19 protein-coding genes and 1 pseudogene are annotated in these 18,515 nt (G+C 66.4%); 11 read left to right on the forward strand and 9 right to left on the reverse strand.

The window, feature by feature from the left end:
* Nucleotides 1-116 precede the first annotated feature (116 nt).
* The 6 genes from AC07U4_RS19440 to AC07U4_RS19465 form a co-directional block, all read right to left on the reverse strand.
* Nucleotides 117-1,316 (reverse strand): M48 family metalloprotease, encoded by a 1,200-nt coding sequence (locus AC07U4_RS19440; RefSeq protein ID WP_495196625.1) that lies wholly within the window; start codon nt 1,314-1,316, stop codon nt 117-119.
* A gap of 507 nt (nt 1,317-1,823) precedes the next feature.
* Nucleotides 1,824-2,096: a hypothetical protein gene (locus AC07U4_RS19445; RefSeq protein ID WP_495196626.1), complete on the reverse strand. Its 273-nt coding sequence runs from the start codon at nt 2,094-2,096 to the stop codon at nt 1,824-1,826.
* 136 nt (nt 2,097-2,232) lie between these two features.
* A complete protein-coding gene (locus AC07U4_RS19450) occupies nt 2,233-2,508 on the reverse strand; it encodes a hypothetical protein (RefSeq protein ID WP_495196627.1) in 276 nt (91 codons plus the stop codon).
* Nucleotides 2,509-2,513: 5 nt separating this feature from the next.
* The gene (locus AC07U4_RS19455) at nt 2,514-5,777 is read right to left on the reverse strand and encodes an error-prone DNA polymerase (protein WP_495196628.1); all 3,264 of its coding nucleotides are present in this window, start codon (nt 5,775-5,777) and stop codon (nt 2,514-2,516) included.
* Complete coding sequence (locus AC07U4_RS19460; protein WP_495196629.1) at nt 5,777-7,576, reverse strand: Y-family DNA polymerase; 1,800 nt, start codon at nt 7,574-7,576, stop codon at nt 5,777-5,779. The genes AC07U4_RS19455 and AC07U4_RS19460 overlap by 1 nt, the downstream gene beginning before the upstream one ends.
* Complete coding sequence (locus AC07U4_RS19465; RefSeq protein WP_495196630.1) at nt 7,494-8,258, reverse strand: ImuA family protein; 765 nt, start codon at nt 8,256-8,258, stop codon at nt 7,494-7,496. Before AC07U4_RS19465 ends, AC07U4_RS19460 begins: the two co-directional genes overlap by 83 nt.
* 61 nt (nt 8,259-8,319) lie before the next feature.
* On the opposite strand from AC07U4_RS19465, the gene AC07U4_RS19470 reads away from it, so the two are divergent.
* The gene (locus tag AC07U4_RS19470; RefSeq protein WP_495196631.1) at nt 8,320-8,685 is read left to right on the forward strand and encodes a hypothetical protein; all 366 of its coding nucleotides are present in this window, start codon (nt 8,320-8,322) and stop codon (nt 8,683-8,685) included.
* Between the two features lie 201 nt (nt 8,686-8,886).
* Complete coding sequence (locus AC07U4_RS19475) at nt 8,887-9,486, forward strand: hypothetical protein (protein WP_495196632.1); 600 nt, start codon at nt 8,887-8,889, stop codon at nt 9,484-9,486.
* 270 nt (nt 9,487-9,756) lie between these two features.
* On the opposite strand, the pseudogene AC07U4_RS19480 reads toward AC07U4_RS19475, so the two are convergent.
* Nucleotides 9,757-10,792 (reverse strand): annotated as a pseudogene (locus AC07U4_RS19480) (IS110 family RNA-guided transposase).
* A gap of 60 nt (nt 10,793-10,852) precedes the next feature.
* Between AC07U4_RS19480 and AC07U4_RS19485 the strand changes: the two are divergent.
* Nucleotides 10,853-11,104, forward strand: a complete 252-nt coding sequence (locus AC07U4_RS19485) for a hypothetical protein (protein ID WP_495196633.1) — start codon at nt 10,853-10,855, stop codon at nt 11,102-11,104.
* 31 nt (nt 11,105-11,135) lie between these two features.
* Here AC07U4_RS19485 and AC07U4_RS19490 read toward each other — a convergent pair whose 3' ends face one another.
* A complete protein-coding gene (locus tag AC07U4_RS19490; protein WP_495196634.1) occupies nt 11,136-12,335 on the reverse strand; it encodes an IS256 family transposase in 1,200 nt (399 codons plus the stop codon).
* Nucleotides 12,336-12,605: 270 nt separating this feature from the next.
* On the opposite strand from AC07U4_RS19490, the gene AC07U4_RS19495 reads away from it, so the two are divergent.
* From AC07U4_RS19495 to AC07U4_RS19530, 8 genes are all read left to right on the forward strand, one after another.
* A complete protein-coding gene (locus AC07U4_RS19495; protein ID WP_495196635.1) occupies nt 12,606-12,809 on the forward strand; it encodes a hypothetical protein in 204 nt (67 codons plus the stop codon).
* A 293-nt stretch (nt 12,810-13,102) separates the two neighbouring features.
* On the forward strand, nt 13,103-13,606 hold the full coding sequence (locus AC07U4_RS19500) for a DUF736 domain-containing protein (protein WP_495196636.1): 504 nt from the start codon (nt 13,103-13,105) through the stop codon (nt 13,604-13,606).
* A gap of 86 nt (nt 13,607-13,692) precedes the next feature.
* Nucleotides 13,693-13,890: a hypothetical protein gene (locus tag AC07U4_RS19505; protein ID WP_495196637.1), complete on the forward strand. Its 198-nt coding sequence runs from the start codon at nt 13,693-13,695 to the stop codon at nt 13,888-13,890.
* 71 nt (nt 13,891-13,961) lie between these two features.
* Nucleotides 13,962-14,975: a DUF2493 domain-containing protein gene (locus AC07U4_RS19510; RefSeq protein WP_495196638.1), complete on the forward strand. Its 1,014-nt coding sequence runs from the start codon at nt 13,962-13,964 to the stop codon at nt 14,973-14,975.
* Nucleotides 14,976-15,034: 59 nt separating this feature from the next.
* Nucleotides 15,035-15,232 carry a hypothetical protein gene (locus tag AC07U4_RS19515; RefSeq protein ID WP_495196639.1) on the forward strand — a complete coding sequence of 66 codons (198 nt, stop codon included), beginning with the start codon at nt 15,035-15,037 and terminating at the stop codon, nt 15,230-15,232.
* Between the two features lie 241 nt (nt 15,233-15,473).
* On the forward strand, nt 15,474-15,773 hold the full coding sequence (locus tag AC07U4_RS19520) for a DUF4326 domain-containing protein (protein WP_495196640.1): 300 nt from the start codon (nt 15,474-15,476) through the stop codon (nt 15,771-15,773).
* A gap of 330 nt (nt 15,774-16,103) precedes the next feature.
* Entirely contained in the window at nt 16,104-17,072 is a 969-nt protein-coding gene (locus tag AC07U4_RS19525; protein WP_495196641.1) for a DUF2493 domain-containing protein, read from the forward strand.
* A 280-nt stretch (nt 17,073-17,352) separates the two neighbouring features.
* The gene (locus tag AC07U4_RS19530) at nt 17,353-17,868 is read left to right on the forward strand and encodes a hypothetical protein (protein WP_495196642.1); all 516 of its coding nucleotides are present in this window, start codon (nt 17,353-17,355) and stop codon (nt 17,866-17,868) included.
* 63 nt (nt 17,869-17,931) lie between these two features.
* Here AC07U4_RS19530 and AC07U4_RS19535 read toward each other — a convergent pair whose 3' ends face one another.
* Nucleotides 17,932-18,174, reverse strand: coding sequence for a hypothetical protein (locus AC07U4_RS19535; protein ID WP_495196643.1), 243 nt, complete (start codon nt 18,172-18,174; stop codon nt 17,932-17,934).
* Nucleotides 18,175-18,515: the final 341 nt, after the last annotated feature.

Consider the following 18,515-nt stretch of genomic DNA (forward strand, 5'->3'; position numbering starts at 1 on the left):
GCCAGCGTGTCCTCGTCGCGCCGGTCCTGCCCCCCGCGAGGGGCTATCCACATTGGGCTTTGCGCCATCACTTTCCAGCCATGTTCGTGAGGCAGCTTCCGGCCAGTGGCACGTTCTTACTCCCCATCGCGCGCCTGCCATTCGGCCTCCATCCGCTCATCATACTCGACTACGGTCAACCGGAGGCGCTCGCGCGGTTTTTCGCCAGCCGCCTTGCGTTCCCGGAGGTTCATTACCGAGACGAAGAGGAACCAGTGGAAGACCCTGTCCACCGCGCGCAACGCTGGCTCGTACAGCTTCGTCGCCTTCCTGTGCTCAAGATAGCGCGCAAGAACTGCGCGCATCTTGCGTGCGCGTTCGGTCGGACTGGGGTGGGTAGCGCTCATCTCTCCGGCCAGCCCGAACACTTCGGAGCAGGCTTCGAGCGTCTCGACCGCCTTCAAAAAGATATAGGGTACGAGGCAATTGAACATGCCCGGAATTTTCAACCGCGCCATGGTCTCGATCGTAACAATCGCGCCGATGATATCGGCCTGGAACTCATCGTCATGCGCATAGAGCAGGAAGTCGCCAAGGCGGTGGACAGCTACCTGCCTTGTATTCGGCGCCTCGACATGGCGGAGATGCAAATGGCCAAGCTCATGCGCGAGCGGGAACAGGTTGAGTCCGAGGGCGAGCTGCTGCGCATAATTATAGGCCTCGGGCGACGGCAGCCAGGGCTCACTCGCGCGCGGCGTCCCCTTCAGCACGCTGGAGCAAAACAGATCCGCCGCGCGCATCTGGATTTCCGAACTGCGTGCATTGGCTTCGACGGCCATCAGGTCGAGCTTGTCGCCCTTGATCGCGCCGCCGCGCGCCAGACATTCGGCGACGAGCTTGCCGACACTGTTGCAGAAAACAAGCAGGTCCGGATCGACAAACACGTGGTAATAGGTCGGATCCCAACTGTTGGCCGCACATAGCGCGTTCACCTGGCCCGTCGCGAGCGACCAGACCAACAGCGCCCGATCGCCGACGTCCATCGTCGCGTCGACCATCGTCTTGGTCAGCATGTCGACCAAGGTGGCGGAGGAATAGCGAACCTCGGGCTCGTCGAATTCGGTGAGCTTCTCTACCGCAGGTCGCGCGAACATCGCTGCTGCGGCCATAGGGTCGGTGCCACCCTCAACGGCAGCCTTCATGATCCGGTCGCGATAAGCCGGGTCCATCGGCTCGCCGTCACTCTGCCGCGCCAATTTGCCCATCAGATGTTCGGCATGGCGCGCCTGCATCGAATGCGCCCAGTCGAGCGTGCCCTGGTCGATCGTGTCGCGCATAGCGGTTGAAGTCATGCAGTTAATTTGGGGCCGCAGCTCAACAGTCGCAAGCAACTGCGCCGTCAGCAATGCAAGGCCGACTTGCCCGAAGCGTTGTCGGTGATCGGCTCCGGCGCGGCAGCTTTAATCGCACGCGCGACCGCGAGATGCGAGATCATCCGCGCTGATCGCTCGTCCTTGCTGCGTTAACGAACGGCAGCTTTCAGGTCTAAATGCCGGGAGGGTGAATGGCTGGAGTTGGGACGCGTTACTGACGGTCTGCGTCCAAGCGATTTATCGGCAGCTTCTGTCAGAGGGAGACGTTCGCGGTAACTGAGCTGAACGACCAACTTTGGTCGGTCGTAGACAGTCGTGTGAATGAAGGTTTCAGAATGCGAGCGGTGGACTACATCATGGTTGGCCAAGCCGCAGGCTTTCGCAAAATCGGATGATGGCTTCACCCGAGATCAGCCGCTGATTGGCCATTCTACGCTGTGACGACGGACACACCGCCGTTTCCTGAATACGTCACCCGTCAAGAGCGGCGCCTCGACCAGCCTTGATCGCCTGAAGTTGCGGCAGGAGCGACGATCGCCGGGCGGAGGGCCTTACGCTTTTCGATATGAACGCGATCAACGGGTCGCGCTCCGCCGCCTCGCCGAGATGTCGGGCGCTTCCATCATCGAGTTCCACCGCATCGCCCGGTGCCATCGCGATGATCGCGTCGGCCTGTTCACGCGTCACGGACGTCGTCGAGGTAACGCCATCGGCCGGGTCATGGAGGTGCAGGACATATCGCATCGCCGGGCATGATACGGGCGTCGGGTCGACGCTGGCAACGGCGATCGCCGACGGCGGTCATACCTTCGCCTCGTAACCAGCGACATCAGGTCGAGAAGGCGGGGAGCCACGCGCGATTTCCCCGTATCGCTGGCCTTCACTCGCGCAATGACCGCGACGCCCGAAGCTGCCGGACGATTCCGTTGAAGGCGGCCGTGCAGCCTTGTGCCCGGCCGATATCATGTTCGACGGCGGCCGAACTCCAGAACATGTCGAGCGGCCAGCGTTCGGGACAATGCGAAATGAGGCAGCGGAGCGCCAGACGCACCTCGATCGTGTCGACTTGCTGCTCGCCGGACCGCGCCATGGCGGCACGCAGGATGCGGAGCGACAGGTCGACGACGATGCGGTGATGGCGCGATACCTCACGCACGGGCCTCAGTGGAAATCGCGTGATTTCACGCGCACCGCCTGCTCGGGATCCACGCCCGCGGCATGCGGCGGCCAGTAGCTGTCACGCGGACCCGGCCGCCAGCCGGCATCGCCGCGGTCGGGGCTGCCGCCGTGCCGCGCGCCATCGCCGCGTCCGGTCGCGTGCGGGAAATCCATCTGGCCGACCTGCGCGAGGAGCGGGCCATAATCGATGATCCGGTCGCAGATGACGTGGATCACCTGTCCCTCCTTCTGGACGCGACCCTTCATCCCGATCATCGCCGCCGACATGACCGTTCGGCGCTGTGCCTCGAACCGGTCGGGCCAGAGGATGCCGTTGGCGATGCCGGTCTCGTCCTCGATCGTGATGAACAGGACGCCCTTGGCGCTGCCCGGCTTCTGGCGGACGAGGATGATCCCGGCCAACTCGATATGGCGACCGTCCTTGATGTGGACGAGGTCGGCGCAGCGGGTGATGCCGCGACGGGTGAACTCCTGCCGGAGGAAGGCGAGCGGATGCGCCCGGAGCGAGAGCTGGAGCGCGCGATAATCCTCCACCACCTCGCGCCCGTCGGAGAGCGGGCGCAAGGAGACGTCCGGCTCCAGTCCTTCCGGGCTGAACACCGCCGCTCGCGTATCGGCGGCGGCGAAGAGCGGCAAAGGCGCATCGCCGAGCCCCTTCACCTTCCACAACCCCTGTCGACGATCCTCGCCGAGCGCGCGGAAGGCGTCGGCCTCGGCGAGCCGCTCGATAGCGGCGCGCGACACGCCGGCCCGGCGCCAGACCTCCTCGACCGAGCCGAACGGCGCTTGCCCCCAGGCGGCAACGATCGCGGCGCCATGCGCGTTGGCGAGACCACGAACCTGCCGGAGGCCGAGGCGCACCGCGAGATGGCGGCCGCGCGTCGGCTCCAGCGTGCAGTCCCAGCGGCTGGCATTGATGCAGACGGGCCGTATCTCGACGCCGTGTTCGCGCGCGTCGCGGACGACCTGCGCGGGAGCGTAGAAGCCCATCGGCTGCGCGTTGAGAAGCGCCGCGCAGAACACGTCCGGGTGGTGGTGCTTCATCCAGCACGAGGCATAGGCGATCTTGGCGAAACTTGCCGCGTGGCTCTCGGGAAAGCCATAGGAGCCGAAGCCCTCGATCTGCTTGAACGTCCGCTCGGCAAAATCGCGCGGGTAGCCGCGCGACACCATGCCTTCGACCAGCTTGTCATAGAAGTGGCTGACCCCGCCGGTAAACTTGAACGTCGCCATGGCACGGCGCAGCTGGTCGGCCTCGACCGCCGTAAAGCCTGCGCCGACGATCGCCACCTTCATTGCCTGTTCCTGGAACAGCGGCACGCCGAGCGTCTTCTCCAGCACCGCGCGGAGTTCGGGTCGCGGATAATCGGGCTTCTCGCGACCCTCGCGGCGGCGCAGATAGGGGTGGACCATGTCGCCCTGGATCGGACCCGGCCTGACGATCGCCACCTCGATAACGAGATCGTAGAAGCGCGCGGGCTTCATCCGCGGCAGCATCGACATCTGCGCGCGGCTCTCGATTTGGAAGGTGCCGAGCGTGTCGGCTTTCTGGATCATTGCATAGACGTCCGGATCGTCGTCCTGCAGGTCGGCCATGCCAACCCGGATGGCTTTAGCCTCCTCGAGCAGGTTGAAGGCGCGGTTCATGCAGCCGAGCATGCCCAGGCCGAGCACGTCGACCTTCATGAACTTCAGCGCATCGATATCGTCCTTGTCCCATTCGATGACCTGCCGGTCGACCATCGCGGCGGGCTCGATCGGCACGAGATCGTCGAGCCGGTCATGGGTCAGCACGAAGCCGCCGGGATGCTGCGACAGATGGCGCGGCACCCCGATCAGCTTGCGAGCGAGGTCGAGCGCGAGCCGCAACCGCCGGTCGCCCATGTTGAGGTTCAATTGGGCGACCTGTTTCTCGCCGACGCCTTCCTGGCTCCAGCCCCAGACGAGACCCGCCAGCGTCCCGGTCAGATCTTCGGGCAACCCCAGCGCCTTGCCGACGTCCCGGATCGCGCGTCGGGCGCGGTAACGCTGTACCACGGCGGTAATCGCCGAATGATCGCGGCCATAGGTTTCATAGATCCACTGGATGATCTCCTCGCGTCGCTCGTGCTCGAAGTCGACGTCGATATCGGGCGGCTCGCGGCGTTCGCCCGACACAAACCGCTCGAAGAGCAATTCATGCTTGATCGGATCGATGCTGGTGATCCCGAGGACGAAGCAGACGCAGGAGTTCGCCGCCGAGCCGCGCCCCTGACACAGGATGCCGCGTCGCCGGCTCTCGGCGACGATGCTGTTCACGGTCAGGAAATAGGGCGCATAGCCGAGTTCGCCGATGAGCTTCAGCTCATGCGCGATCTGGGTCCGATAGGCGGGCGGTACGCCATCCGGAAACAGGCGATCTGCCGCCGCTTCGGTCAATTGCTCCAGCGCGCCTTGCGCCGTCATGCCCGCGATCACCTGCTCGTGCGGATATTGATAACTCAGCTCACCCAGGTCGAAGGTGCAGCGGCGTGCGATCTCGGCGGTGGCACGGATGGCATCGGGAAAGGCGGCGAAACGCCGCTCCATCTCTTCAGGTGCCTTGAGGTGCCGGTCGGCATGCCGCTCACGCCGGAACCCGAGCGTATCGACGGTGCATTTCTCCCGGATGGCGGTGACCACATCCTGCAATAGCCGGGCGTCCGGCGCGTGATAGAGGATGTCGCCGACCGCGACGGTGGCGACGCGCGCGGCTGAGGCCAATGCGGCGAGGTCATGGAGACGGATGGCATCGTCGGGCCGATGCCGGAAGGCGAGCGCGAGGTAGCCGCGATCACCGAAGGTGCGGCGCAACCGGGTGAGGTGATCGGCGGTGGCGGTGTCGGCCTCGACCGGCAGGAGGATCGCGATCAGTCCCTCGCTCCATGCCGCGACATCCGGCCAGCCAAGCGTGCAGCCGCCCTTGCCCGCTCGCGACTTGCCCAGCGTCAGCAGGCGGGTGAGCCGCGACCAGGCCGACTTGTCGGTGGGGTAGAGCAGCAGCGCGCCTCCGTCGTCGAGATCGACACGTGCGCCCGCGATCATCCGCACGCCCGTCGCCTTCTGCGCCTCCCACGCCCGCACCAGTCCGGCCACGCTGCCGCGGTCGACGACGCCCAGCGCGCTGTGGCCCTGCAACGCGGCGGCGGCGAACAGTTCGTCGGGGCTGGAGGCGCCGCGCAGGAACGAGAAATGGCTCGTGACCTGCAACTCGACATAGCCCGCCATCAGCCGAACAGTCCGTGCAGATACCAGCTGAGATCGCCGGTTGCGGCATCGACCCCGTCGCCGCGCCGGAACAGCCAGAAGCGGGCACCTGCATCATCCTCGACCCGGAAATAGTCGCGCACCGCCCAGACCTCGCCATCGCGTCGCCACCACTCGCCATGAATGCGCTCCGGGCCGTCGCCGGCGACCACGGCGTGGACCTTGCCCCGCCATGTGAACCGCCGCGGCGGCGCGTCCGGCAATAGCGCCAACACGCCCACGAGCGGTTCCGGTCGGGACAGGAGGCGTACCGGGCGGCGCCATGCCGGCCAGCCGGTCGGCGCTTCCAGTGGCCCGGCGCGGCGTACCGCACGCTCGGGAACGTCACTTTCCACCGACATCGTGGTGAACAACGCTGCCTCTCCGACGCGGCTGGCGAGCTGGTCGACGAGCGTCGCGACATCGGCAGGCGCATCGTCTCCGGCGAGACTGGCGGCGAGTGCGGTTGCGCCCAGCGGATCGGTGCGCGTCGCGGCGAGACGCATCGTCTCGATGCCGTCGCCGGGATCGATGCGCTCGATCCACAGGTGGAACAGGCGGGCGAGGTGCGAGGCATCCCGCGTGGCGCGGGCGGTACCCACCGCCACCCGCTGCGCGCTGCCGTCGATCCGTTCGAGGATCAGCACCAGCGTGCGCGCACCGCGTCCCGCCCGCCCGAGCAGCTCGACCAGATCGGCGAGGAGGTCGGCGATTACCTGTTCGATCGCCTCGGCGGTGCCGATCGGCTCGATCAACCGGCGCTCGGCGACCGGCGTCTCTTCGGGGAGGATCGGAACGATCGGCTCCGCCACCCGACCCAGCGCTTCGTCGAGCCGGCGGACGCTGGCGAGACCCAGCCGGCGGGCGAGCGGCGCGCGCGGTAGCGGCAGGAGATCGACGATCCGGTCGAGGCCGAACCGTCGGGCGGCCACCTGCGCCTCGGACGATAGCCGCAGCGCCGCTGGCGGTAGCGGCGCCAATGCCTGCGCTTCGCTACCGTTTGCGACCAGCGTCGTCGTGTCCGATCCGTAGCGGGCCAGCGCGTGCGCCGCGCCCGGCGTACCGGCGACCGCGACCCGCGCGGTGTAGCCGAACCGTCGGCAGAAGCGGATCAGCCGCGCGCAGAACCGCGCCTCGCCGCCATGGAGGTGCGCCGCGCCGGTCAGGTCGAGCCACATCCCGTCCGCGTCGCTGGGCGCCGCGGTCGGGGTCCAGTGGCGCGCGGCATGGAGTGTCAGGCTGTCGAGCACTGCCCGATCCGCCGCCGCATCGGCCGGGCGAACATCGAGGTCGGATACCAGCGCCCGCGCCTGTGTCACCGCCATCCCGGGCACCAGCCCCAGCGCATGCGCCGCCGGGCAAACCGCGGTGATCAGCTTACGTTGTCCGATCGTTTCCGCGAGGACGAGCGGCACCGTGTCCATATCCGGCACCGGAGATAGCGGGCGCATGCGTCCACCGGACAGGGGGCGCTTGAACGGATGCTCCGCCGCCTCCGACCGCCGTCCGAGTTCGCGCATCGTCGGCTGCTGATGGAGCGGCATCGCCGCCACCTCCTGTGCGATCCCGGCCCGTTCACCCTCGGCTTGTTCGCCCTCGATCCGTGCCCAGCGCGCACCGGGCCGCCAGCCGCCGCCCTGCGGTACCGAGCAGGCACCGGGGTCGTCATCGATCGGCAGGAGCGGGGCCGCCTGCGGCTCAGGCAGCGCGCGCGGTCGCTCCAGCCGCCGCAACCGCTCGATCGCGAGGTGCGGCAGGTAGAGCGAGGCGACCCGTGTCATCGCATGCCTCCAGTTCGAGAGAAAATCCCGGGCCACCGCGCTGGCGGGCCAGCTCGACCATCCAGCATGCACGCCCGACCCCGGGCGCCGCCAATCGCGCGGATGGTGCACAGGCGATCCGCCAGCGCGTCATCGCCGCCGAGATGTCGGTGAACGGACACACCTCCGGCTTTCGCCAGCGACGTGCCAGCAGTGCCGGTGTGCTCCCGGTCGTGGCGGCGAGCTGCAACCGCCGGGTCGCGACCATGTCGGCGCGCTTCACCTCGCCGACCACCGCTGCCAACCCCCCGTGGCGCAGGCCATCCTCCATGACCGCCAGCACCTCCTTGTCCTCGCGCGTCTCGGCGAACAGCAGCGCAGCCGGATCGAGGCCGGCCTGTTCGAGGCCGGGTGCGTAGAGATCGAACCGCGTCAATGCCCACAACACTCGCCGGCCGCTGCCCGCCGCCGCACGCGCGGCGATCCCGACAGTGAACAGCGTCGCTGCCGCATCGTCGGCCAGCGCCGGCGTCATCGGCGAGACCTCGTGCAGGCCGCTGCGGGCAAGGCCGCCCTCCGCCAGCCGGGAGTCGATCGCCTCGACACCGAAGGGCAGAACAGCAGCGTCGCTCGCGCGCAGATCGCCCACGCTCTTCCGCAGGAGGGTCAGGGCTTCGTGGCGACGGGTATCGGCGGACATCATTGCAGCGACTCATATGTTCGCTTTATGTTCCAGAAACCTTGACGATCGGTCAAGGGCTTGAATGAACCTTCTCCCAGAGAAATGCGGAGCCGAGGCGATGAAAAATGCCGATTACGATCATGTCGGCCGGCGTCTGCGGACGCTGGAGCAATGCGCGCTCTACAGGCGGACGCTACGGCTGACGTGCCCGCGATGCCGGCACGTTCGTGTCCTCGACGCGGTGGCGCTCTGGTGGCTGTTCCACCGCCGCGGCTGGAACGATGGACTGTCGGTGATGGCGCAGCGGCTGCGCTGCTCACTCCGCGACAAGCAGGGCCATGTGACGCGCCCTCGCATCGTCATCGGCCGCGACGAGCCTACGGGCGAGCAGCCGCCCTACCCGGATGCGGCGACGTGGAAGAGGCTTGTATCGCGCTATCGCTCGTGATCGAAGGCAGGAATGTGCAACCTTGTGTGATTGCGGTCCCCGCCACAAGCGGAAAACTACCCAGCGGCTGAAGCCATTTCGATTATTTGACCCAGGGGTCAGGCCCGTGCCGTGGGAGTCGGCTCTGGGGCGACCGATGTTCCATTTTCCGGTCAATATCTATCACGGTAGAGTGTCGCCAAGTAGGACAGGAGGCATTGGATGAGATTTGAGGTTCTCGGGGCAATTCTCAGCCTAGCAGTCGTTCAGGTTGATGTAGTGCCGCCTCCGGGACCGCCACCACCTCCTCCAAAGGAGGGCGCAGCTTCTTTCAACGCGATCGACAGCTTGTCCTTTTTGGAAGGAGACTGGAAAGGCGAAGAGCACGACAGTCTTGGAGGGGCGAGCCATCTGGCAGAACGCCGGGTCGGTCGTTTTGGGAAAGGTGATGATCATCTTCTGATAGGGTCTATCCTAGTCTACGGGAAAGAGGGGCAAGGCGCGGTGATACACCACCTGCATGTGCTGACGTACGATGCTATCAGAGGTGGGTTTTGGATATACGATCCTTCATTTTACAACGACAACCTCAACCCAGCGCGTGGCCATGATGAGCAGGTGATTATCGACCTGAACTCGCCCAAGACAATGACATGGACGCGGACGATATCCGGACGGCAGCGCCAGATCATCAAAGTCACCGGCGATCGGTGGGATGAGCGCGTCGAAAGTGAACTAAGCAACGGGCAAAAGCGGGTCGTCGAGACAATACTGACAAAGCAGCCAGGAAGGACCGCGTGGGGAGATGCCCCTGATCGATGACAACGTCGGGGACGATCACGCAACGCCGGTCACGACCAGGCGAAGCACCTGATCGGCGATATCATGTTTGGGCTACCGAGGTTCGAGCTTGTGTCCGAGGTCGGCGCGGAGCCGCCTCACCATGGGTCGTTCGATGGCTGATCGAGGGCTGCTATCTACCTTGGACGGGCTCTGGTGGCACTCCGGTTACAGCGCAGTCGCCTCGACCTCGTTCTCTCGGTTGCCCCCGCGTTGCGGCGGAGCTGGTGCAGGTTGCGCGGGATCAGACCGTCATGCGGTTGCTTCCTCGCGCGTCCAGCGGAACTCGGTGCCGTCGGCCCAGATGCGGTGCATGATGATCGCCAGCTTGCGCGCGACCGCGACGATGGCCCTGCGTAGTCCGCGTCGCTTTGCGACAGCCATGCCCCACGCCTTCAGCGTCGACCACCGCTTTGATCGCGTCAGCAGCGCAAGCGATGCCTGGTAGAGCGTCGTGCGCATCAGCGCGTCGCCTGTCTTTGAGATGGAGCCGTTCCGATCCGTCTCGCCGCTCGCATACTTCCGCGGCGTCATGCCGAGGTGAGCGCCTACATCGCGCGAGTGCTGGAAGCGGCTCGGGTCATCGATGACGGCGAGGAAGGTGACAGCCGTTACCGCGCCAACCCCCGGCACGGTCATGAGGCGTCGGCAGGTGTCGTCATTGGCGACGGCATCAAGCAGCATCTTGTGCAGCACGGCGCACTGCCTCACGCAGCGCCGATCGCGCGATGAGCATAGGCCTCACCATAGCTGCGAGCCTCGGTCGATCCTCAACCAACTCCATGGCACGCTGTTCGAACTGCCCCGACGCGATCCGGCCCGAGAGCTTCAGCCCGAAGGCACGGAGCGTACCACGCACCTCGTTCTCGATGTCGCCATGCTTGATCAAGAGGGTCTTGCGGTTGGCGAGCAGCATCCGCAGTTCCTGGCCCACTGGGCTCTTGATGTGGACCGGACGATACCAGCCGACCCGGATAACCTGCGCGATGGCGCGCGCGTCGTTGCGGTCCGTCTTCACCGGCATCGTCTTGGTCAGGGCGCGCAGCCGGCGCGGGTCGATGCAGATCATCGGGAGTCCACGCTCCGCAAGCTCGGAATACAGCCAGCGTGCCAAGCCGCCAATCTCCAACCCGACCTTCTCGGGATGAACGTCTCGCTCAAGCAGCCAGTCGGCGATGGCGTCTGGCTCGGAAGGCGCTGTGCCCTCCAACTTGATCGTCCCGTCTTCGTCGACCACACAGATCGCCACCTCGGCCAGCGAGACGTCGAGCCCAACATATTGCATCATGGCATCACTCCGCGTCTGCCGGCCCCATGCCGGCTCAGATCACGGTGCGCGTCGAAGAGAGTGAACCGCAATCACCCCATCTACAACCTGCAGGTCGATCCTCGCGGCTATTTCGATGGGCTCGCCGCGACCGAGGATTCCGGGAATGTCCTGACCGTGGAAAAGGATTACGCCGCACCCGGGAAGCCGGGCTACGTCGTTCGCAACCATGATGGACAGCGCGTGCTCAGCACGATGCGCTGGGGCTTTCCGACCCGCAAACCGCGCAAGCGGGATCGTGTCCCACCGAGTGGTGTAGCTTCGGCGGCGTAGCCGCATCGATCTCCGGGCAGGCCGGGGTTGGTCAGGCGGCCATGGCTGGCAGCGTGACGGTGGGATCATCGCTCAATTGCGCGACGCTTTCCAGCGTCATGTAACGTCCCCGCTGGACGGCCCATTCGTCGTTCTGCTCGAGCAGCAAGGCACCGACGAGACGGGTGATGGCATCCTCGTTGGGAAAGATGCCGACGACGCCAGTGCGTCGCTTGATCTCGCCGTTCAGGCGCTCGAGTGGGTTGGTGCTGTGCAGCTTGGTGCGATGCTGCGGCGGGAAGGACATGTAGGCGAGCACGTCCTCCTCGGCGGTGTCCATCATCCGGGCGAGCTTGGGGACGCTGGGGCGCAGCTGGTCGGCGACCTTGCACCACTGTCCGCTGGCCGCCTCGGGCGTGTCCTGCGCATACGCCGTGGCGATGAAGGCGGAGACGACACGGCGCCCGCTCTCGCCGGCATGCGCCATGGCGTTGCGAGCGAAGTGAACCGGGCACCGTTGCCATGTCGCGCTGAACACCCGTGATACCGCCGCCTTGATGCCCTCATGAGCATCCGAGATGACGAGCTTCACGCCCCGCAGGCCTCGCCGCGCCAAGCTGCGCAGGAAGTCCGTCCAGAACGTCTCGGCCTCCGATGCGCCGATCGCCATCCCCAGCACTTCGCGTCGACCATCGCCGTTCACGCCCACCGCGATGGTGACGGCGACGGAGACGATGCGTCCGGCCTGCCGCACCTTCAGGTAGGTGGCGTCGACCCAGACATACGGCCAGTCGCCCTCGATGGGGCGGTCCAGGAACGCCTTCACGCGTACGTCGATCTCCTCGCAGAGCCGGCTGACCTGGCTCTTCGAGATGCCACTCATCCCCATGGCCTTGACCAGATCATCGACCGAGCGGGTCGAGATGCCCTGGATGTACGCCTCCTGCACGACCGCGGTCAGCGCCTTTTCGGCCAAGCGGCGTGGTTCGAGGAAGGCCGGGAAATAGCTGCCGGTCCTCAACTTGGGGATACGCAGCTCGACCGTGCCGGCTCGCGTCTCCCAGTCGCGCTCGCGATAGCCATTGCGTTGGGCAAGCCGGTCGCTGCTCTTCTCGCCATAGCCGGCGCCGGTCAGGCTGCCGACCTCAAGGTCCATCAAACGCTGCGCGGCAAAGCCGATCATCTCGCGCAGGAAATCGGCGTCCGCGCTCTTTCCCACCAGCGCCTGCAGGTTCATCGTATCGTCGGTCATCGGGGTCTCCGTCGGTTGAGTTTCGCAATCCCAACCTAGCCGAAGATCTCCGATGGCCACCCCTCAGCTACACCACGTCCCGGGACGCGACCCTTTTACCCGGTCATCGTCGAGACGAGCGCCGAATGGCGCGAATGGGACGCCTTTCTGGATACGGATCGCGTCGCTCCGGTTGCCCCGGACCTGCTCGACCGGCGCCCTTCGGCATTGAGTACCGCAGGGATCACGTTCGCGCACTATGATCCACCCGCACCGGGTTGGCCGTGGGTATTGCTGTGCCACTGGCCGGCTTGTCACGTCGAGATCGCGGACGGCCACGACGACCTGTTCGCCCGGTCCGCCTACTCAATGGAGGTAACGCCGGATCCCGATGCTCGTGCGACGTTACAGGACAAGTTGTTCCATGCGCTGGGAAGCCGAGCCGCGCTGGACATCGTCATCGTCCCGCCATCTGCTGTCATCGGCAACGGCTGAAGCGACGCTCTTTCCCCGTACCACCGTGCTGGGGTCCCCGAACCTATAACCCCGCCGCGACGTGCCGCGGTCTCGCGCCGCCTCTGCAAGTGAGCGCGGACGCAAGGGGTGGACGACAGCGTCGCGCGATGTGGCGGGCGTCGTGCGTGGTCGCGGCGCGCGCGGCGAGGGGCAGCGCGCGAGCCGGTAAGGCAACGTGCGTGGCGAGTGCGGGATCAGAGGAGAGGAGGATTTGAGATTTGTGTCGCCGGGAATGAGCTCGAGAGCGACGTGAATGTCGAAAGGTTGAGACGATGAACATCGGTGAAGTTCGCAACGTCAACGGGCGTCTGATGGGTTCGATCGCGACGCGTACGATCGATCTGCCGAAGATCGGGCTGCGCCGCGTGGAGAGCGACAATCCGCGCGCTCCGAAGTTCGAGGTGGTGGCGCTCAACGTCGCGCGGCGCTGGGTGCAGATCGGCGCGGTGTGGGAAGCGGCGATGAAGCGGTCGGGCGAGGTCTTCCTCGCCGGCACGATCGACGATCCGAGCCTGCCCGAGCCGCTGCCGGTTGCGCTGTTCCCCTCGGCAGACTTCGACGGCTACGCGATCGCGTGGCGTCGTGACACGATGCGCTCCGAATTCGGCGGCGGCTTCGGTGCCAGCAACTACGACACCGAGGCGCAAGGCGATCGCGGTCGCGGCGGTGATCGCCGGGGCGGTCAGGATAGCGGCTTCGGCGGCAGCACCGCGGGTGAGCGCGGCGAGCTGGTCGGCGCGGGCGGGGACGATCTCGACGACGACAACCCGTTCTGACCGCGCGGCGCTGACCGCCTGACCGGGGCCGGGGGAGCATCGCTTCACCGGCCCTTTTTCCTGTCCGAGCATCCGGAGCCTGCATCGTGGCCACACCCCATACACCTCGCACCGCCGAAATCACCGATCCGTGCACGAAGTCCAGCGCGGCACCGTCCGCACCCGATATCGGGTCGGTCATCGCGCGGGTCTTCGACCTGCTGGAAGGCAGCGGGCTCGAGCCCTTCGCGGCGCAGGTCGCAGCGAGCATCGTCAATGGCCGCCGCCGGGCTTGTCGAGCCTGATCGTGCCATGCCGGGCCGGAGGGCATCGCTCCTTCGGCCCTTCACCTTTCCAGATACCCGGAGCCAGCACCATGGCCGATACCGACCTGACCCGCAGCGTCCGCGACTTCGCCGACCTGCCCACCCTGATCGCGGCGATGACCGCCACCCCCGAGTTCGAACGGGCGTTCGGCGATCCGATCCCGTTGTCGATCATCCAGCCGGGCGACGAACCCGGCGAGCACGATATGCCCGAGCCGCTTGCGGTACAGGCCGAGTGCGGCGCGATCGTCGCCACGATCTTCGACCTCTTCTCCGACACGCGGCTGGAGCCGCTCGCGGCAGAGGTCGCTTGGGGGATCGTCAACAGCTTCCACTTCACCGCCCAGAAGCTGGAGCGGCGCGAGCAATCGCTGGTGGACGAACTCGGCGATCTCGCGCGCCGCCCGGACCTCAGCGAGGTCTACAACAACGAGCTGGAGGAGAAGCAACTCCTCTGCCAGTCGGTCGCGGAGCATCGCGAGGCGATGGAGGTGTGCCGCGACTACGCCGCCGAGATGTACCGCGTCCTGTCGGGCTGGCCGTGGTCGCCGGCGCGGGGAAGCCGGGCATCAAAGGCATCGACCGCGACGCAGGTGGCAGTGAAGGATTATCTGCGGCAGCGCACGATGCAGGAGCGGGAACGCTACCTGCCCGACGGGCCGCTGGTGATCGCGTCCGGCCATGCCGAGTGGCACGACTGGCAGCCGATCTGGGACCGGCTCGACGCGATCCGCGAGCGGATCACGACGATGACGGTGGTGACCACCGCGCAGCGCAAGGGGTTCGATGCGATCGTCGCGGCGTGGTGCGCGAGCCGCAACGTGCCGCTGCTCGCCTACGGCTTGATGGGCGGTGGACGGCGAGCGCCGTTCCTGCGCAACCGCAAGCTCGCCGAACTCAAACCGGTCGAGGCGGTCCTCGGCGAGGGGTCGGGCATTCAGGCCAACCTCTACCAGACCCTGCGGCAGGCGGGGGTTCCGATCCACGCCTTCCGCAAGGCCGATCAGGCACCGGTCGCGCAGGTCGGACGTCCCGGCGCGGCGTCGCTGCGGCGGACGGCCTGACCTTCGTCACGAACCGGAATGGCGCCGCGGGCGCCATCCCCAATCGCAAGGATCATCCCATGCGCGTCTACGGCGGCTGTATCGAACCCGGCGGAATGGAACTCGAAGACGACTGGTGGGAGGCGCCGTGTCCTGAGTGCGGCAAGCCAGCGCGGCACGGCCATGTCCAGCAACTGGAGGGCGGTTGCATCAACGCGTACTTCCCCATCTCGTGCGAGGCCTGCGGCCTTCACGAGGGCTTCTGGGGCGACCCCTGAGCCGCCACCACCGGGGTTCGGAATACCCCTGTGGCGAGCGTCGGGGGAAACTCCTCTCCCGATTCCTGTCGATGATCCCACGGGACCGCGCCGGCCTCAAGGACGGCGGGGGGCCCACCATTTCGCTGCGCGAAATCGTGACCCCCACCGCCGCTCCGCGGTCGGGCTGACGCCCGATCCTTGACCCCGTCGCTCGCAGCCCGTGGCGGGAGGGGGCCTCTTCGAAATGCAGGAGGCAACGATGTGCAGGGTACTCAACAAGCGGGTGGACGGCGTGCCGGCGGGGGCCGTCTATATCGGGCGGGGGTCGAAATGGGGGAATCCGTTCGTCATCGGGCGGGATGGGACGCGGGCGGAGGTCATCGCGAAATACGAACGCTGGCTGCGGACACAGCATCATCTGCTGCGCGCGCTGGACGAGTTGCGGGGCAAGGATCTGGTGTGCTTCTGTACACCGCTGGCGTGTCACGGCGATCTGCTGCGGCGGCTGGGACAAGCTACACGAGCCGAGCGGATCGGGTGGTGGTGGGGGGCGGGATAACCGCCCGGTCGGGGGATCGGATCGATGTCCGGTCCCCCGTGTCATCGGTTATCCACCCTCTCTGATGTTCCGCTGAAAAGGCCCGTCATGGGCATCGAGCCCATGCCGGTCCTGGGCGCTCGGGGCAGGCGTCGGGGATAAATTTCTCTCTCAACAAGTCCTATCGTGGCACGGGACCGCGTCGGCCTCAAGGACGGCGGGGCCCCACCATTTTTTCTGCGAAAAAATCGTGACCCCCACCGCCGCTGACGCGGTCGCTTCGCGATCCTTGACCCCGCCGCTCGGAGCCCGTGCAGGGGAGGAGACCTCTCGAAGAAGAAGGAGGTTTCGATGACCAACGCTACCGTTTCCCAGCTATCCGATATCGCCGACCTGTACGCCGCGGAGACCGCGCAGCCCTCGGACAGCTTCGCCGCCGCGTTCACCGAGACGGTCGACAGCTTCCAGATCAACCGTGGTGACGATCCGGTGACCGCCGGGCTGCCCGATGCTTGGGCTGCGGAACGCGCGTCCGAGATGATGGTGCAGACACTCTTCGACGTGATGCGCGATACCCGGTTGGAGGATGTCGCGGCACGGCTGGCGTGGGGTGTGGTTCACGCCTTCCACAAGGTGGCCAAGCAACTCGACGACGAGGCGGACCGGGCGGCGGTGCAGATCAAGGAACTGATCGGATCGGCGGACGGCAGCGAGATCGGGACGGTCGAACTGGAGGAGGCGCAGACGCTGTGCCAGTCGCTGGACGAGGCGCGCGAGGCGGTGGCGTGCATGCGCGACCGGGCGGCGGAGACGTTCCGGGTGGAGACCGGACGGCCATGGTCGGCACCGCGCGCGACGCTCGTATCGGGCAAGCGCACCGCATCGGTCGTCACCGCTACGGACTTTCTGGCCGCACGCCGCCAGCGCCGGATCGAAGCGCACGCGCCGCAGGGACCGGTGGTGATCTTCTCGGGCGGAGCCAAGTGGCACGACCACCAGCAGCTCTGGGACCGGCTTGACCAGATCAGGGCGCGGGTGCCGGCGATGGTGCTGGTGACGACCGCGCAGGACAAGGGCTGTGACGCGATCGCGGCGGCGTGGGCGGCGAGCCGGGAGGTGGTGCTGGTGGCGATGACGCTCGACGGACGGCTCGGCAAGCGGGCGGGGTTCGCGCGCAACGAGCAGTTGGTGAAGATGCGGCCGGTGGAGGCGGTCGTCTGCGAAGGGTCGGGGTTGCAGTCGCACCTCGCAAGGGCAGTGCGTGCGGCGGGGGTGCCAGCGCACTTCTTCCGCTGCGATGGACAGCGGGCGGCGGCGTGAACGTTGCGGGGATCGGTCGGGTCACTCCCGGCCGGTCCCCTTTTTTGTCGGACGGCGACGACCGGTCCGGCTCGGGAGCACGGCCCTGGCGGGCCGCGTCCGTCGCCGAACCGGTGCGACGGCGATGCCGTCGGCCTCCTGTGCGCGGCTCCGCCGTGCTCGTCGCTGGGACATCCCTTCGGATGACGTCGTCGATGCTCGGACATCACCGGGTCGGATCGCTCCAGACCAGAGAAGAGGAGGATTTGGGGGGAATGGCCGAATGAAGGAGATCAGAGCCATGACCGTCGAACCGACACCCCAATCGAACGACAAGCCGTCCGTCTTCATCTCCGGGTCGATCGCGATCCGGCACCTGTCGGGGAACGTCACTGGCCGTATCGAACGCATTTTCGACCGCGGCCTCTCCGTCCTGATCGGTGATGCGCGCGGGGTCGACAGCGCGGTGCAGCGACTCCTTTTTGAACGGGGCACGGCGAACGTCACCGTCTTCACGGCCGATGGCTTTCCCCGCAACAATGTCGGTGACTGGCAGGTGCGCAACGTACCGGGCGAAGGGCGAGGCGGGACCGCTGCGTACCATGCCACCAAGGACCGGGCGATGGCGGCGGAAGCCGATACCGGTCTGGTCATCTGGGATGGGAAGAGCCGCGGTAGTCTCGCCAACATTCACCGTCTTTGTGCTCGCGGCTGTTTCGTCGCGGTGTGGCTGGAGCGCGAGGGACGGTTCGAGAACCTCAACTCGGATGCGAGACGCGCGGCGTTCGTCGAACGCTATCCCTGCCGATCGCACTGAACCAAAATCGCCATCAAGGGCGGTACGCTGCGATCCTTCGGATCGTCAGCGTACCGCCCTTCGTCATGCGGGCTTCGGGGTCGGCAGCGCCTTCAGCGCGCCGATAGAAGCGGTACCACCGACCCGGACCGCATGGGTCAGCAGGTCGCGGAACTCGCGCTCGGTGAGCGCCTCGATACCGATATCCTTCACTATCGCCGCATAGCGATCACGCAGGGCGCTACGCGCCTGCGTCACCTCTTCGACCATCTTGCGCTGGCGCGCTTCGAGGTCTGCCAGCCGTTCGCGTTCACTCAGTTTGGGCATGTCCAACTCACTGTCATCGGGCTGCCCGCCAACCGTCATTCTGCGACGCGCGCTGCGCGTGCGCAACCCGGATCGGAGGTCCGTATCATGATCGTCACCGTTCCGTTTCAGTGCAGCGACCGGGACCGGCGTGCCGCCGGTAAGTATGAAGGTGCCCCCTACCGGGGGATGTCCGCCCGTGTGGCTGATGTGGGTCGCAGCGGTCGGGCCGCTGCGTTGGTGAGGACGCACGTCCTTCGTCCGTTTTGATGCACCGTACGCACGGGTGCTGCGGAAAGAACCTTTATTATTATCAACTACATAGGCGTGGCCTGTCTGTCGGACGGTGCCGCCATTCAGTT

This window comes from Sphingomonas sp. GW821-FHT02B09 (assembly GCF_059421875.1).